11 protein-coding genes and 1 pseudogene are annotated in these 15,005 nt (G+C 74.6%); 6 read left to right on the top strand and 6 right to left on the bottom strand.

The window, feature by feature from the left end:
• Positions 1-11 precede the first annotated feature (11 nt).
• From cydB to JJJ15_RS02150, 3 genes are all read left to right on the top strand, one after another.
• The gene (cydB, locus tag JJJ15_RS02140) at positions 12-1,142 is read left to right on the top strand and encodes a cytochrome d ubiquinol oxidase subunit II (RefSeq protein WP_106109288.1); all 1,131 of its coding nucleotides are present in this window, start codon (positions 12-14) and stop codon (positions 1,140-1,142) included.
• Positions 1,143-1,530: 388 nt separating this feature from the next.
• Positions 1,531-2,982 carry an anaerobic sulfatase maturase gene (locus tag JJJ15_RS02145; protein WP_200511300.1) on the top strand — a complete coding sequence of 484 codons (1,452 nt, stop codon included), beginning with the start codon at positions 1,531-1,533 and terminating at the stop codon, positions 2,980-2,982.
• The gene (locus JJJ15_RS02150) at positions 2,983-3,990 is read left to right on the top strand and encodes a sulfite exporter TauE/SafE family protein (protein WP_200511301.1); all 1,008 of its coding nucleotides are present in this window, start codon (positions 2,983-2,985) and stop codon (positions 3,988-3,990) included.
• A 331-nt stretch (positions 3,991-4,321) separates the two neighbouring features.
• Here the strand turns inward: JJJ15_RS02150 and JJJ15_RS02155 are convergent, their stop codons facing one another.
• Both JJJ15_RS02155 and JJJ15_RS02160 read right to left on the bottom strand, forming a co-directional pair.
• Positions 4,322-4,969 (bottom strand): extracellular solute-binding protein, encoded by a 648-nt coding sequence (locus tag JJJ15_RS02155; protein ID WP_200511302.1) that lies wholly within the window; start codon positions 4,967-4,969, stop codon positions 4,322-4,324.
• Between the two features lie 33 nt (positions 4,970-5,002).
• Positions 5,003-6,034, bottom strand: coding sequence for a LacI family DNA-binding transcriptional regulator (locus JJJ15_RS02160; RefSeq protein ID WP_200511303.1), 1,032 nt, complete (start codon positions 6,032-6,034; stop codon positions 5,003-5,005).
• A 168-nt stretch (positions 6,035-6,202) separates the two neighbouring features.
• Here JJJ15_RS02160 and cydD point away from each other — a divergent pair, with 168 nt between their 5' ends.
• The 3 genes and pseudogenes from cydD to JJJ15_RS02175 all read left to right on the top strand — a co-directional run bounded on the left by cydD (position 6,203) and on the right by JJJ15_RS02175 (position 11,845).
• Positions 6,203-8,038: a thiol reductant ABC exporter subunit CydD gene (gene cydD / locus JJJ15_RS02165; protein WP_200511304.1), complete on the top strand. Its 1,836-nt coding sequence runs from the start codon at positions 6,203-6,205 to the stop codon at positions 8,036-8,038.
• On the top strand, positions 8,035-9,849 hold the full coding sequence (cydC, locus tag JJJ15_RS02170) for a thiol reductant ABC exporter subunit CydC (RefSeq protein ID WP_200511305.1): 1,815 nt from the start codon (positions 8,035-8,037) through the stop codon (positions 9,847-9,849). Before cydD ends, cydC begins: the two co-directional genes overlap by 4 nt.
• A pseudogene (locus JJJ15_RS02175) lies at positions 9,842-11,845 on the top strand (GAF domain-containing protein). Before cydC ends, JJJ15_RS02175 begins: the two are co-directional and overlap by 8 nt.
• Before the next feature lie 5 nt (positions 11,846-11,850).
• Here JJJ15_RS02175 and JJJ15_RS02180 read toward each other — a convergent pair.
• Genes JJJ15_RS02180 through JJJ15_RS02195 form a run of 4 tightly spaced genes read right to left on the bottom strand, consistent with a single transcriptional unit; the run spans position 11,851 to position 14,931 of the window.
• Positions 11,851-12,504, bottom strand: a complete 654-nt coding sequence (locus JJJ15_RS02180; RefSeq protein WP_106109296.1) for a response regulator transcription factor — start codon at positions 12,502-12,504, stop codon at positions 11,851-11,853.
• Positions 12,505-12,537: 33 nt separating this feature from the next.
• Positions 12,538-13,560, bottom strand: a complete 1,023-nt coding sequence (gene mutM, locus JJJ15_RS02185; protein ID WP_200511306.1) for a bifunctional DNA-formamidopyrimidine glycosylase/DNA-(apurinic or apyrimidinic site) lyase — start codon at positions 13,558-13,560, stop codon at positions 12,538-12,540.
• Positions 13,553-14,359, bottom strand: coding sequence for a ribonuclease III (gene rnc / locus JJJ15_RS02190; protein WP_200511307.1), 807 nt, complete (start codon positions 14,357-14,359; stop codon positions 13,553-13,555). The genes mutM and rnc overlap by 8 nt, the downstream gene beginning before the upstream one ends.
• Positions 14,359-14,931 carry a DUF177 domain-containing protein gene (locus tag JJJ15_RS02195; protein ID WP_200511308.1) on the bottom strand — a complete coding sequence of 191 codons (573 nt, stop codon included), beginning with the start codon at positions 14,929-14,931 and terminating at the stop codon, positions 14,359-14,361. The genes rnc and JJJ15_RS02195 overlap by 1 nt, the downstream gene beginning before the upstream one ends.
• Positions 14,932-15,005 lie beyond the last annotated feature (74 nt).

The following is a 15,005-nucleotide window of genomic DNA, read 5'->3' on the forward strand; positions in this document are numbered from 1 at the left end:
AAGGACACACCATGACGCTCTCCACCCTCTGGCTCATCCTCATTGCCGTCCTGTGGACCGGCTACCTCACCCTCGAGGGCTTCGACTTCGGCGTGGGCATGCTCATAAGGCTCCTCGCACGCGACGAGCGCGAGCGCCGTGCCATGCTGCGCACCATCGGCCCCCACTGGGACGGCAACGAGGTCTGGCTGCTCACCGCCGGCGGGGCCACCTTCGCCGCCTTCCCCGAGTGGTACGGCACCCTGTTCTCCGGGGCCTACCTGGTCCTGTTCCTCATCCTCCTGGCGCTCATTGTGCGCGTCTGCGCCCTGGAGTGGCGGGCCAAGATCAATGACGAGACCTGGCGCGCACGCTGGGACTGGGCCCTGACGGCGTGCTCCTGGCTGCCCGCCGTGCTGTGGGGCGCGGCGTTCGCCAACCTGGTCTCCGGCATGAGGATCGAGGTCATTGAGACCGCCTCAGGCGCCGCCGTCCCCGCCGCGGAGGTGCCCGCCGGGACCCTGCTGGCGGGCACCGCCCACCAGCTCACCGGCGGCTTCTGGAGCCTCATCACCCCCTTCGCCCTCCTGGGCGGGGCGGTGACCGCCCTGCTGTTCCTCAACCACGGCGCCCTGTACCTGGCCCTCAAGACCGGGGGCGACCTGTCGGTGAGGGCCGGCAGGCTCGCACGCAGGACCTCCCTGGCCTCCACGGCGGTCACGGCCGTGTGGGCCCTGTGGGCGCAGCTGGCCTACTCCCCCAACGTCCTGTCCTGGATCCCGCTGGTCCTGGCTGCCGCGGGCCTGGTGGCCTCCTACCTGGCCTGCCTGCGGGGACGCGACGGCTGGGCCTTCGCCCTGCACTTCGTGGGTATCGGTGCCGCGGTGGCCTTTATCTTCGCGGCCATGGCACCCGACGTCATGCGCTCCTCGATCGACCCGGCCTACTCCCTGACCTACGTGGCGGCCGCCTCGGCGGACACCACCCTGGTCATTATGCTGGTGGCCGCCGTCGCCTTCGTGCCGGTGGTGCTGTTCTACACGGTCTGGGGCTACAAGGTCTTCTCGGCCCGCGTCCACGCCGAGACCATTGACCCCGACGAGGGCCTGCACCCCACCAGGGTGCGTGACTCCGCCCAGCCCGAGGCGCACATCGGCTACTGAGGCGCGACGCGGTCGGGTGCCCGGTGGCCGCCGTCGCCCACGAGCAGGACACCTGTCAGCTGGCGGCCACGGGCGCTCATCCGTCCGTGTGGCCCGCCCCCTGCGGAGGGTGGGCCACACGTGTCGTCGAGGGCCGAGGACCAGCGGCGACCACCTGGGGGGCGCCTCCCCTGAGACCGGCCACCTGGGGGCGCGCCCTTCGCAAACCAGCCGCAACCTGCGCAGACGTGGTAACCACCTCCTCGCGGAGCCGGTAGCGGACGTGACAGACTGGGGCCTGCCGCCGGTCGGCGCCCGCCCGACCTCGACACCCGGCACCGTAGCCGGGTGGGACGGAGGCGCGGCGACAGCACCCGTGGAAGGCACCCGGGCGAGAGGAGGACTCTGAATGGACCACACGGCTCCGGGGGCGCCCGGCGGCCCCCTGGCGCGACGGCGCCTGCCCCTGTCCGTGGTGGCCAAGCCCACAGGTGCGGCCTGCAACCTGGACTGCCAGTACTGCTTCTTCCTGTCCAAGGAGCTCCTCTACGACGTCCCCCGTCAGCTCATGCGCGAGGAGACCCTGCGCACCTACGTGGCGGAGTACCTCGCGGCCAGCGGCGACGGCGAGGTCACCATGCTCTGGCAGGGCGGGGAGCCGACCCTGCGGGGCCTGCCCTTCTACCGCGAGGTCGTCCGGCTCTGCGAGGTCTACCGGCGCCCCGGGCAGAAGGTGGTCCACGCCCTGCAGACCAACGGGACCCTCATTGACCGGCAGTGGGCGGACTTCCTGGCCGAGAACGACTTCCTGGTGGGGGTCTCCCTCGACGGCCCCCCCGCCCTGCACGACGTCTACCGGGTCAACAAGGGCGGGCGGGGCACCTACGCCCTGGTACGGCGGGGCTGGGACATCCTCCAGGAGGCCGGGGTGCGCACCAACGTCCTGTGCACGGTCCACCACGCCAACGAGGCCCACCCCCTGGAGGTCTACCGCCACTTCCGCGACGACCTGGGGGCCCGATACCTCCAGTTCATCCCCATTGTGGAGCGGGTCAACGCCGCGGACCTGGCCCGGGCCGAGCTGGGCTGGGGCCGACGGCGCCCGGCGCCCCGCAGGGCTGGGGGTACAGGGGCCGGCAGTACCGGGGGCACAGGGGCTGGCGGCACCCGCCCCGGGGGCCCGGGCGGCCCCGAGCACAGTCCCGGCGGCCCGGGCGGCCCGGGCGGCCCCGAGCCGCTGGTCCCGCTCATGTACCAGCAGTGCGGGGACGCCGTCACCTCCCGCTCCGTCACCCCCCAGGGGTACGGGGACTTCCTGACCGCGGTGTTCCAGGAGTGGGTGGCCCACGACGTGGGGGACGTGTTCGTGCAGGACGTCGACTCCGCCCTGTCGGCCCTGTTCGGGATCTACCCGACCTGCGTGCACGCCCCCGAGTGCGGGGTGAACCTGGCCCTGGAGTTCAACGGGGACGTCTACGCCTGCGACCACTGGGTCGAGCCGGACTGGCTGCTGGGCAACGTCGCCGACGCCTCCTTCGCCACGCTCGCCGCCACGCCGCGGATGCGTGACTTCTCCGCCAAGAAACGGGTCCAGCTCCCCGCGGGCTGCCTGAGGTGCCCGGTGCTGCCGCTGTGCCACGGGGGCTGCCCCAAGGACCGGTTCGTCCGCACGGCCGACGGCGAGGAGATGAACTACCTGTGCCCGGGCTACCGGGCCTTCTACACCCGGATCCTGCCCGACCTGCGGACCATGGCCCGGCTCATCCAGGTCGGCCGCGCGCCTGCGGAGATCATGACCCTGCGTCAGCGCCCCCGTCCCGACCGGGCGGAGCGGCTGGCCCTGAGCACCCAGGAGCACTGAATGGCCCTTCTCCTCGCACTCGGCATCGGTACCGGGGTCGGCCTCATTGTGGGCGCCCTGGGAGCCGGCGGCGGCATCCTGTCGGTCCCCGTCCTGGTCTACGTCCTGGGGCAGAGCCCGCACCAGGCCGCCTCCGGGTCCCTGGTGATCGTCCTGGTCACCGCGCTGGTGGCCCTGCCCTCCCGGGCCCGGCACGGGCAGGTGCGGTGGCGCGACGGGGCGCTGTTCGGCCTGCTCTCGGCCGCCGGGGCCTGGGGCGGCTCCTGGCTGAGCGCCCAGGTGGACGGGGAGGCCCTCATGGTCATGTTCTGCGCCCTCCTGGTCGTCGTCGCGGCGCTCATGGCCCGCCGGGCCCTGCGGGAGCGCCGCGACGAGGGCCTCCAGAGGGGGGCCCTGGGTGGGCCGGACGCCATAGGCGGCACGGGCACGGACGCCGCGGGTGGGTCAGGCACCGCAGACGGACCCGGCGCCGTAGGTGGGCCAGACACGGATGCCGCAGACAGGCCCGGCACCGTAGATGGGCCCGGTGGCCGCACCACCCCCGTACCGGACGCCCCCGCCTCTGGCTCACCTGGCCAGGGTCGGGGCGCCGGGCCGGACCAGGGCGCCGGACCGAGTACCCCGGGGGGTGCGGGCCAGGGCGCGAGGAGGGTCCTCATGGTGGTGCTCACAGCCACCCTGACCGGGCTGCTCACGGGGTTCTTCGGGGTGGGCGGGGGCTTCGCCGTCGTCCCCGTGCTCCTGCTGGTCCTGCACTGCGACGTGCGGGAGGCGGCAGGGACGTCCCTGCTGGTCATGATTATCGCCGCCCTGGTCTCCCTGGCCCAGCGGGCCAGCGGGGGCCTGGAGGTAGCGTGGGGCACGGTGGCGCTGTTCACCCTCGGCTCCACCGCTGGCGGGCTCGCGGGAGGCCCCCTGTCCCAGCGCCTGCGGGCCTCCACACTCAACGCCCTCTTTGCCGCCCTGCTGCTGGCCGTCGCGGTCGGCAGCCTCATAGGTGCCACCTGATTGCCCGCCTGGCCCCGGGATCCGCCAGGGACGTCGGGGCACGTCCACGCCGAAGAAGATCCGCCCGCCTGGCCCCGGGATCCGCCAGGGACGTGCCTTAGCCGTCGGGGACGTACCTTAAAGGTACGTCCCCACTGACCAAGGTACGTCCCCACTGACCAAGGTACGTCCCGGAGGCGGTACCACCAGGCGGCAGGTAGGCGGCACCCGCCCAGGACCGCACCGGCTGGCCGGTCCTGTGAGGCAGCTGTGAGCATGCCCGTTCTCAGCACAATCAAGTACCGTTCTCGCGACGAATAAGTACCGTTCTCGCGAAGGAGGGGAGGCGGCCTCAGCGCGCCTGGGGGCTGGGTCGCACGGGGGTGGTCAGGACCGCACGGACCGGACGCCCCGCCACAATGGCCCGGGCGGCGGCGCGGAACTCCTCCCAGGTGGTGGGCACCTGCACGCCGGCGGCCTGGAGCATGTCCTGGTTGGCGAAGACCAGGCCGCCCATGGTCACGTGCAGGGGGACGGCGTAGGTGGCGCCACCGGCCTGGCGCACCTGGACCCCGGCGGGGACGAAGTCGTCGAGGAACCCCGGCTCCTGCTCCAGGAAGCCGTTGAGGGACATAATGTTGCCGTCCGCGCCGAACCGGGTGGCCCAGAAGCCGCCCGGCTCCTCCACCAGGTCGGCGGTGTCCCCGGAGAGGAAGTCGGCGGTCAGCTTCTGCTGGAGGTCGCTCCACTGGAAGGTCTGGACGGTGACCTTCACGCCCTTGTCGGTCTCGAACCTCCTGATCACGTCGAGGTAGGGCTGGTAGTCGTGCCCGGCGGAGAGGTAGAGGAGGAGCTCCTTGCCGGTGCGCCCACCGGTGACACCGGTGGAGCCGGCGTCGGCCCCACCGACCCCGGCGGGCGAGCTGCAGGCCGCCAGGGCGGTCAGGCCTGCGCCGAGCAGGAAGGAACGACGGGCCAAGGTCCAGGGGGTACGCGTCATTGCGTCTCCTATGCTGAGTTGGGAAGATCCTGGTCAGAGCCCCACCGCGGGTGTCGTCCCGCGGGGGACCAGCCGCCATCGCTCGGTGATGGCGGACGCCTGGGTGGAGTCGTCGCTCAGACGGCTCCAGAAGTGCTCCAGCACGGCGGCGATAGAGGCCTGCGTCATACCGATCGTGCTCAGCGGCGGGTCGAGGTACTCGGCGTCCTGGGAGTTGCCGGTGCCCAGGACGGACATCCGGGCGGGGACCGGGATGCCCAGGTGCTGGGCGGCGAGCACGACGCCGATGGCGGTGCGGTCCGCGGCGCAGTAGACGGCGTCCGGCAGCGCGTCCCGGTCCCTGGCCTCCCGCAGCACGGCGACCGCCTGCTGGTAGGCGCAGGCGATGTCCGGCGCGCAGGTCATGAGCAGCCCCGGCTCCTTGCCGTGGGCCCCCATGAACCGCGCGTAGGCCTGCCAGCGCAGGTCCGAGCGCACCTGCTCCTCCTGGCGGTGCTGGCCGGCGAAGAGGACGCGGCGGGCCCCGGCGTCCCACAGGCCGGCCAGGGCCTCCTCCACGGCCTGGGGCTCCCCGGTCATTACCACGTCGTAGCCCGGGCAGGGGGCGGTGGCCCCCAGGAGCAGGACGGGCAGCGGGGGCGTCGGCTGGGCGGCGACCAGGCGCAGCCCGGTCTGCTCCGAGCAGGCCACGAGCGCCCCGTCGCACATCCCGGAGCGGATCGCCTCGACAATGGTGTCCACCTCGCCGTCCACCACGGCGATCGCCACCAGCAGGTAGCCGCGCTCCCGCAGGGTGCGCACCGCCTGGAGCTGGTAGCGCTCCACGAAGCGGTCCATGGGCGCCTCGTAGAAGAGCGCCACGGTCCGGGTGCGCCCCTGCCTCAGGGAGCGGGCCGACCGGTTGCGCACGTACCCCAGGTCACGCGCCGCCTCCACGACACGCCTGCGGGTGCCCTCGTTGAAGCGGCGGGCCCCGTCCTTGCCGCTCAGGACGTAGGAGGCGGTCGACACCGAGACGCCGCTGCGTGCGGCGACGTCGGCGAGCTGGACCCTCCTGGCTGGCATGGCACTATGATGCACACCATGGCTTTCTGAGGTGAAACGTTTGAACAAACGATTGAAATGCGATTCGTCACATTTGTGCGCCTCTCCTCGCTGCCGTGCGCCTGACGTCCTCCCACCGGATCCACCCCCGTGTCAAGGCCCAAGGTCCCGACCGCCTATCCTGGGAGGGTGAAGCCTCTGGATCCCCGCCTCATGCGGTACGCCCGCGCGGCGCGCCGCTACATTGTGACGACGGCGGTCACCGGGACCCTCACCGCCGGCCTCCTCGTAGCGCAGGCCTACCTCGTCTCCCGCGCCGTCTCGCCGGTGGTCACCCACCCCACCGCGCCGGGGGCCGTCGCCACGCTCGCCACCTGCCTGGCGGCGGTCGTGGTGGCGCGCGCCGTCGTCCTGCTGGTCCAGGAGACCCTGGCCCACCGCGCCGCCCGGGACACCGTCGCCCAGCTGCGCCGTCGGGTCCTGGAGCACGCCGCCGCCCTGGGGCCGCGCTGGCAGGCCACCCACGCCGCCACCACCTCCACGCTGCTGACCCGGGGCCTGGACGACATCGAGCCCTACCTCACCCGCTACCTGCCCCAGCTGCTCATGTCCGCCACGGTGACCCCCGCCGTCGCCCTGGTCATGCTCACCCAGGACCTCGCCTCCACCGTGGCGGTGGTCCTGACCATCCCCCTCATCCCGGTCTTCATGGTCCTCATCGGACGCCTGACCCAGCAGCACTCCCGGGACCGCCTGGCGGCCATGGAGCGGCTCGGCGCCCAGGTGCTGGACCTCATCGCCGGCCTACCCACCCTCAAGGCGCTGGGCCGCGAGCAGGGGCCAGCCGCGCGGGTGGAGCAGCTGGGGCGCGCCTACAACCGCACCACCATGTCCACCCTGCGCGTGGCCTTCCTGTCCGGGGCCGTCCTGGAGTTCCTCACCACCCTGAGCGTGGCCGTCGTGGCCGTGGAGGTCGGCTTCCGCCTCGTGTACGGCGACCTGGACCTGGCCACCGGCCTCCTGGTGCTCATGGTGGCGCCCGAGGTCTACCAGCCCCTGCGGCAGGTCGGCTTCCAGTTCCACGCCTCCGCGGGCGGCACCGCCGCCGCCCAGGCCGTCTTCGAGATCCTGCAGGTCCCCCTACCCGAGACCGGGACGGGCCCCTGCCCCGACCTGGCCACCGCCACCATCGAGCTCGACGGCGTCGCCGTGGCCGCCCGCGGCTCCTGGGCCCCGGCCCCGCTGAGCGCCACCATCCGGCCCGGGCGGCTGACGGCCCTGGCCGGGCCCTCGGGGGCCGGCAAGACCACCACCAGCCAGGTGGTGCTGGGGCTCCTGCGCCCCGACCGCGGGCGCGTCCTGGTACGCGGGGCCGACGGCGACCTCGCCGACCTGGCGGGTATCGAGCCCTCGGCCTGGTGGGAGCAGGTCACCTGGGTGCCCCAACGCCCCGTCCTGTCCCCCGGCACCGTCCTGGACAACGTCATGGGGCCCGAGGCGGCCGGACGCGCTGGGGGTCAGGCGCCGCCCGAGGTCGTCTCGGCGGCCCGCGCCACCGGGCTGGCGGAGGTCCTGGCCGCCCTGCCCGACGGCTGGCTCACCCGCATCGGCCAGGGCGGGGTCGGCCTGTCAGTGGGCCAGCGCCAGCGCCTGGCCCTGACCCGGGCGCTGGCCTCCACCACTCCCCTGGTGGTCCTGGACGAGCCCACGGCCCACCTCGACGCCGCCAGCGAGGCCCACGTCCTGGAGGCCGTGCGGGCCCTCATGGGGGCCGGCAGGACCGTCCTGGTCATTGCCCACCGCCCCGCCCTGCTGGCCCTGGCCCAGGACGTCATTACGGTGCGCAGCGAGCCCGACCCGGCCCTGGCAGGCGTCCAGGACGCCCCGGCGGCCGGGGACAGGCTGGCAGCCGGGGCGCCTGACGCCCCCACGGCGCCGGGGGCGGGGCCGAAGCCCCCCGGCGGTCGGACGCCGACGGGGCCTGCCACGACGACGTCGGCCCACACCGCCGAGGGGGCCCGATGAGCCTGGTCCTGACCCCCGCCGAGCGCCGGGCGCTGCGCCGGGCCACCACCCTGCTGGACCTGGACCGTGGCCGCCTGGCCTGCTCGGTGCTGGCCGGCAGCCTGTCCCTGGCCAGTGCCGTGGGCCTGTCCGCCGTGGCCGCCTGGCTCATTGCCCGGGCCTCGCAGATGCCCGACGTGGCCGCCCTGGGCGTGGCCCCCGTGGCGGTGCGCCTCTTCGGCGTCAGCCGGCCGGTGCTGCGCTACTGCGAGCGCCTGGCCTCCCACGACACCGCCCTGCGCGGCATGACCGCCCTGCGCACCCGCCTGTACACGGCCCTGGCCGCCTCGCGCGCCGACGTGGTCGCCGGGCTGCGGCGCGGCGACGTGCTGGAGCGGGTCGGCCGCGACGTGGACGCCGTGGGCGACCTGGTGGTGCGCGCCTACCTGCCCATGTGGGTGGCGGGCGTGGTGGGGGCGGCCACGAGCCTGGGGGTGGCGCTGGTCCACCCTCCCGCCGGGGCCGTCCTGGCCGCTTGCCTCCCGCTGGCCGGGGTCGTGGGGCCGGCCGCCACCGTCCGGGCGGCCCGGGCCGCCGAGCTGGCCCGGGCCGAGCACGCCACCGAGCTGTCCGCCACCGTCATGACGGTGGCGGAGGGTGGCGGCGAGCTGGCGGTCAACGGCCGCCTGGCACAGGTCATGGACGGCCTGGCGGACCTGGAGGGCCGTCTGGCGCGCGCCCGTGACCGCGCCGCCCGCCCCGCCGCCCTGGCCGCCGCGGTGGACACCCTGGCCATGGGCCTGGCGGTCCTGGGCTGCCTGGCCGTGGGGGTGCCCGCGGTGGCCTCCGGGACGCTGGACCCGGTCATGCTGGCCGTCACCGTGCTGGTCCCCCTGGCCGCCTTCGAGGCCACCAGCGCCCTGGGGCCGGCCAGCGCCCAGCTGGTGGCCTCCGCCGGGGCCGCCGTACGCATTGTCTCCCTGGTGGAGTCGGCCGAGGCCTCCACGGCGGCCCTGCCCGCCCCCCGGCACCTGCGCCCGGCTCCTGACGGCGGCCCGGTCCTGGTCGCCCGCGACCTGGCGGTGGGCTGGCCCGGGGGGCCGGTGGTGGCCCGGGGCATCGACCTGGAGCTGCGTCCGGGCAGGCGCCTGGCCGTGGTGGGCCCCTCCGGGGTCGGCAAGACCACCCTGCTGCTGACCCTCGCCGGGCTCCTGGAGCCCCGGGCGGGCACGCTCACCCTCAACGGCGTCGCCCCCTGGGGCGCGGCGCGCCAGGAGGTGGCCGCACAGGTCACCCTCACCGCCGAGGACGCGCACGTCTTTGACACCACCGTCCTGGAGAACCTGCGGGTGGCCCGCGGTGACGTGACCGCCTCCCAGGCCACCGCCCTCCTGGAGCGCGCGGGCCTGGGGCCCTGGCTGGCCTGCCTGCCCCGGGGCCTGGACACCCCGGTCAGCTCCGACGCCGCCACCCTGGCCGGCGGGGAGAGGCGCCGCCTGCTCCTGGCCCGGGCCCTGGCCTGCCCCGCCCCGCTCATGCTCCTGGACGAGCCCGGCGAGCACCTGGACGCCGACACCGCGGACCGCCTGGTCGCGGACCTCCTGCGCGCCGGGGCGCCCACCTCCGGGGACGGCGGGGCAGCGGGGGACGGGCGGGGGACCCTCCTGGTCACCCACCGCCTGAGCGCCCTGGGCCACGCCGAGGAGGTCCTGGTCCTGGGCCGAACCGGGTCGGGGCCCGCCACGGTCGTGCGCCGGGGCAGCCACGCCGACCTCATGTCCGCTGACGCCGACTACCGTTGGACCGTGTCCCAGGAGCAGAGCGATGACTGACACCCCCACCCCCGCAGACCTCCCCCGGTCCCAGGAGCCCCTCCCGCCCCAGGAGTCCCAGGACCGTCCCGCGGTCTTCCCGGGGATGCCCGACGACGACCTCCTCCTGGTCCTGCCCACGGGCCCCAGCCCCGAGGAGGACGCCGTCGGCCCCTACGCCGTCCACTCCCAGGCCGCCCCCCACCTCCAGAAGGACACCCTGCGCCTGGTCCGGGCGGCACTGGGCCTGACCAGCTCGCTCAAGGTCTCCGAGGCGCTGAGCCGGCTCGTGGAGTCGGCCTGCTCCATCACCGGGGCCACCTGGGGCACCATCTCCGTGCTCAGCCACGCCGACCCCTCCCAGCGGCAGGACGCACCGGTCACCCTGACCTGCGGGCAGGCCGAGGCCTCCCCCGCCCAGCTCGACTCCCTCCTGGAGTCGGCCTGCCCCACCGGCCCCCACCAGGCGGGCGTCCTGGTCGACAACGACCTGGCGGTGACCGGCGCCTTCACCGGCGTCATCGAGGAGGGGGCGGCCAGCTCGGTCCTGTCCGCGCCGCTGAGCCTGCACGGCCAGGTCTACGGGCGCCTCTACCTGTGCGACAAGCCCGGTGGCTTCGACGACGGCGACGTCACGGTGGTCCTGACCCTGGCGGAGGCCGCCGCCGTCGCCGTGGAGAACGCGCGCCTGTACCGCGAGGCCCGCGAGCGCGAGCAGTGGATGTCGGTCTCCCAGGAGCTGACCACCCTGCTGCTCTCCGGCGCCGAGGAGGACGACGCGCTCAGCCTCATCGCCCGCCGGGTGCGCACGGTGGCCCACGCCGACACGGCGGCCCTCATCCTGCCCAGCGTCGGGGACACCTGGGTGTGCGAGATCGCCGAGGGCACCCACGCCTCGGAGCTCATTGGCGTCCGCTTCCCCGCCCGGGGGCGGGCCCTGACCACGCTGGCCCACCAGACCGGCCTGCTGGTGGAGTCCCTGGCACGGGCCTGGGCCGAGGGGGACCTGCTGGTGGAGTCCCTGGCGCGCCTGGGCCCCGCCCTGTACGCCCCCATGCTCCACCGGGGCCGGGGCGTGGGGGTCATGCTGCTGGTGCGCTAGGAGGGCGCCGCCCCCTTCACCCACCAGGACCTGGAGATCGCCGAGCTGGTGGCGGGCCAGGCCACCATGGCCTTTGAGCTGGCTGACGCCCAGCACGCCCAGGAGGTGGCCACCCTCCTGGACGAGCGTCACCGGATCGGGCGCGACCTGCACGACCTGGCCATCCAGCAGCTCTTCGCCACCGGGATGCAGATCTCGGCGGCCAAGGAGCGCCTGGAGGCCCAGTCGGAGGGCTGCGGGGCGGGGCGGGACCAGCGGCTCGCCACGGCCTGCCGGGCCCTGGAGGCCTCCCTGGCCGCCGTGGACGACTCGGTGCGCCAGATCCGCTCGATCGTGCGCTCCCTGCGTGACCGTGACGAGGACGTCTCGGTGGTGGAGCGCCTGCGCCGGGAGGCCTCCCTGGCGCGGACATCCCTGGGTTACGCCCCCTCCCTGCTGCTCAGCGTGGACGGGCGGGGGCTGTCCGCGGCCGACCGGGCCGGGGAGGACGAGCTCATCGCCCTGATCGACGCGGCGGTGGACCCGGAGGTCGCCGACGACATGGTGGCCGTGGTCAGGGAGGGCCTGGCCAATGTGGCCCGTCACGCCCATGCCTCCTCGGTGACCGTGGACGTCAAGCTCGAGGGCGTCCTGCCGCCGGGGCAGGGGGGCGGGCGGGCGGGCGCGGCGCTGCCCGCCGAGGGCCCCGCCTCGGGCAGCGCGCCGACCTTCAGCGGCTCCCCGGTGGTGGAGATCGTCTGTCGGGACGACGGCGTCGGGGTGGATCCCACGGTGGCCCGCCGCTCCGGGACCTCCAATATGGCCGAGCGGGCGCGACGTCACGGCGGCAGCTTCGTCATCGGGCCGCGGGCCCGCTCCGACGGGGAGCGCCGCGGCACCTGCTTCACCTGGCGGGTGCCCCTGGACGGGGCCTGAGCACCTCAGCCGTTGCGCCAGCCGCTGGCCCGCTGGCCCGCGACCCAGGCGGCCACCTGGGTGCGCCGCTGGAGGCCCATCTTGGCCAGGAGGGAGGTGATGTGGTTCTTGACGGTCTTCTCCGCCACGCCCAGGCGCTCCCCGATCTCACGGTTGGACATGCCGTCGCCAATGAGGTCGAGGACCTTGCGCTCGGCGTTGGTCAGGTCCGCGGTGGGGTCGTCGTGGTCGGCGCGCCGCCGGGTGACGGTGCGCTCGTCCAGGAGGACCCGGCCGGAGGCGACCGCCCGGACGACGTCGCTGATCTCGGCGCCGTGGATGGTCTTGAGCAGGTAGGCACGGGCCCCGGCCTCCAGGGCCTCGGCCAGGGCGTCGTCGTCGTCGAAGGAGGTCAGGACAATGGGGAAGGCGTCCGGGACGAGGTCACGCAGCTCGTGCATGAGCTCAATGCCGGTGCCGTCGGGCAGCTGGAGGTCCACCAGGACGACGTCGGGGCGCATGAGCTCGGCACGGCGGACCGCCTCGGCGCGTCCCCCGGCCTCCGCCACGACCTCCATGCCGTCGGCGCGGTCAATGATCTCAGACACTCCACGGCGGACGATCTCGTGGTCATCCACGATCATGACGCGGATGGTCTCTGCGGAAGGGACGTTCGGCATGCCCCTGAGCCTAGCAGCGCCCGGGGACCTACGTCACACAGATCGTGGCGGACGGTCCGGCCCGTGCCCGCCCGCGCCCGGGGCGGACGTCCCGGGTGCGGGGCTGGCCGGGTGGCGCGGGCGCCTCTGGCAGCGCGGGCAGAAGGTGTGGCTGCGCGCGCCCACGGTCTCACGGCGGAGCGCGGTGGCGCAGCGTCGGCAGGGCCAGCCGGCCCGCCCGTAGACGGCCAGCTCGCGGGCGAAGTACCCGGCAGCGCCCTCGGCGTCCACGTAGAGGGCGTCGAAGCTGGTCCCGCCCGCGGCCAGGGCCCGCCGCATGACGGCGGCGACCAGGTCCAGGAGGCGGTCGGCCACGCGCGGTCCGAGCCAGGTGCCCGGGCGCAGGCCGTGGACGCGGGCCTCCCACAGGCCCTCGTCGGCGTAGATGTTGCCGATCCCCGACACGAGGCCCTGGTCCAGCAGGAGGGTCTTGACGGCCCGCCGGGAGGCGCGCATCCGGGCCAGCGCCCCGGCGCGGTCGAGGTCGGGGTCCAGGAGGTCGCGGGCAATGTGCGTGGCGTCGGCGGGCAGGAGCGCCAGGGGGCTGCCCGCGCCGCCGGGGGCGCCGTCAGGGGTGGGGACCAGGTCCACCGTGTGCAGCCCGCCGAGCATGCGCTGGTCCACCAGGTCCAGGGAGGCCCCGCCAGGGTCGTCCCCCGCCGCGGGCTCCAGGTGCAGGCGCACGCGCAGGTGGCGTCGCGCCGCAGGTACGTCCCGCACGTACCGGGGCCGGTCAGGGGCGCAGCGCCGGGCCGCCCCGCGCACCAGCAGCTGCCCGGACATGCCCAGGTGGGCGCTCAGGGCGCGCCCGTCGTCCAGGGGCAGCCACAGGAACTTGCCGCGCCGCACCACGGCGGTCAGCGTGCGACCGGTCAGGGCGCGCACGAGGGCCTGGGGCCCGCCGGCCTGACGGCGCAGGGGGCGGGGGTCGAGGATCTCCACGTCCCTGACGACACGGCCGACCAGGTAGCGTTCCAGGCCCGCACGGACCACCTCGACCTCGGGCAGCTCAGGCACCGGGTGGCGTGGCGCCGGCGTCCTGCGCGTGCGCGACCAGGTCGGCCCTCAGGGCGTCGTTGACACCGGGCAGGTCCAGGCCCCCGTCCCCGCGGGCGGCCAGGATGGCGGCGTAGGCGGCCTCGGCGGCGTCGTGCTCGGCCACCTTCTTGGAGCTGCCGGTGCCCGTGCCGTAGACCTCGTGGTCGATCACGGCGGTGGCGGTGAAGACGCGGGCGTGGTCGGGGCCCTCGCCGGTCACCTGGTAGACGGGCGCGCCCAGGTCGTGGACGGCGGCGAGCTCCTGGAGGCTCGTCTTCCAGTCCAGCCCGGCGCCGCGGGTGCGGGCCTGGGCCAGGAACCGGGAGACCAGGCGCTCGACCACCACGCGGGTGGGCTCCAGGCCGTGGGTGAGGTAGGTGGCGCCGATGAGGGCCTCGACGGTGTCGGACAGGATGGAGTCCTTGTCCCGGCCCCCTGAGAGGGTCTCCCCCTTGCCGAGCCGTATGAACTCCCCCAGGCCCAGGTCCCGGCCCACGGCGGCCAGGGCCGGCTCGGAGACGGTGGCCGCCCGCATCTTGGCCAGCTGCCCCTCGGGGACCGTGGGGTGGGCGCGGTAGAGGTACTCGGTGACGACCAGGCCCAGGACGGAGTCCCCCAGGAACTCCAGGCGCTCGTTGGTGGGCAGGCCGCCGTTCTCGTGGGCGAAGGAGCGGTGGGTCAGGGCCAGGACGAGCAGGTCGGGGTCGATCGTGGGGCCCCAGCGAAAGACGAGGGTCTCCACGTCACGGCGGGCGGCGGGGGCGCTGCGACGGCCCATTAGGCGCGCCCCTGGCTGTCGGCGTCGTCCTGGGGGGTCTGGGCCAGGAGGCTGGCCAGCACCGACCAGCGGGGGTCGCGGTCCTGGTGGTGGTGGCCGGGCGGCAGGTCGTCCAGGCGCTCACCGCACCTGGGGCACAGCCCCCGGCAGTCGGGGCGGCACAGGGGGCGGAAGGGCAGGTCCCCGACCAGGGCGTCACGCAGGGCCGGCTCCAGGTCCAGGGTGGTCTCCCCCAGCAGCAGGACGTCCTGGTCCTCCTCATCCTCCTTCGCGGCGGCCCCGTGGGGCAGGTGGTAGAGCTCCTCGAGGCGTACCGTGCGGTCCTCGTCCAGGTCCTGCAGGCAGCGCACGCACTCGCCGTGGACGTGCAGGTCGGCCGTGGCGCGCACCAGGACGCCGTCCTCAAGGACGGTCAGGGTGGCGTCCACGGCGACCGGGCTGCCCTCGGGGGTGCCGATGACGGCGGTGCCCAGGCCGGGCGGGGCGGGGACCCGCAGGCGGACGTCCTTGGTGGCCCCGACGGCGTGGGGCAGGTCGACGATGTCAATGACGAGTCCGCTCGGGGCGCTCACGTGTCCTCCTGGGGTACGTCCTGCCGGGTGGCCGGTGCTTGCGGTACCGAATGTACCGCGTCCCGGCGTCCTCT

Origin of the sequence: Actinomyces sp. HMT897, assembly GCF_016626125.1 — a bacterium.
GTDB lineage: Bacteria > Actinomycetota > Actinomycetes > Actinomycetales > Actinomycetaceae > Actinomyces.

Coding starts and splice junctions, on each gene's coding strand:
- rnc (WP_200511307.1), bottom strand. CDS start 14,359: ATGGGCCGTCGCAGCGCCCCCGCCGCCCGCCGTGACGTGGAGACCCTC.
- cydB (WP_106109288.1), top strand. CDS start 12: ATGACGCTCTCCACCCTCTGGCTCATCCTCATTGCCGTCCTGTGGACC.
- JJJ15_RS02160 (WP_200511303.1), bottom strand. CDS start 6,034: ATGCCAGCCAGGAGGGTCCAGCTCGCCGACGTCGCCGCACGCAGCGGC.
- cydC (WP_200511305.1), top strand. CDS start 8,035: ATGAGCCTGGTCCTGACCCCCGCCGAGCGCCGGGCGCTGCGCCGGGCC.
- JJJ15_RS02180 (WP_106109296.1), bottom strand. CDS start 12,504: ATGCCGAACGTCCCTTCCGCAGAGACCATCCGCGTCATGATCGTGGAT.
- JJJ15_RS02155 (WP_200511302.1), bottom strand. CDS start 4,969: ATGACGCGTACCCCCTGGACCTTGGCCCGTCGTTCCTTCCTGCTCGGC.
- JJJ15_RS02150 (WP_200511301.1), top strand. CDS start 2,983: ATGGCCCTTCTCCTCGCACTCGGCATCGGTACCGGGGTCGGCCTCATT.
- JJJ15_RS02145 (WP_200511300.1), top strand. CDS start 1,531: ATGGACCACACGGCTCCGGGGGCGCCCGGCGGCCCCCTGGCGCGACGG.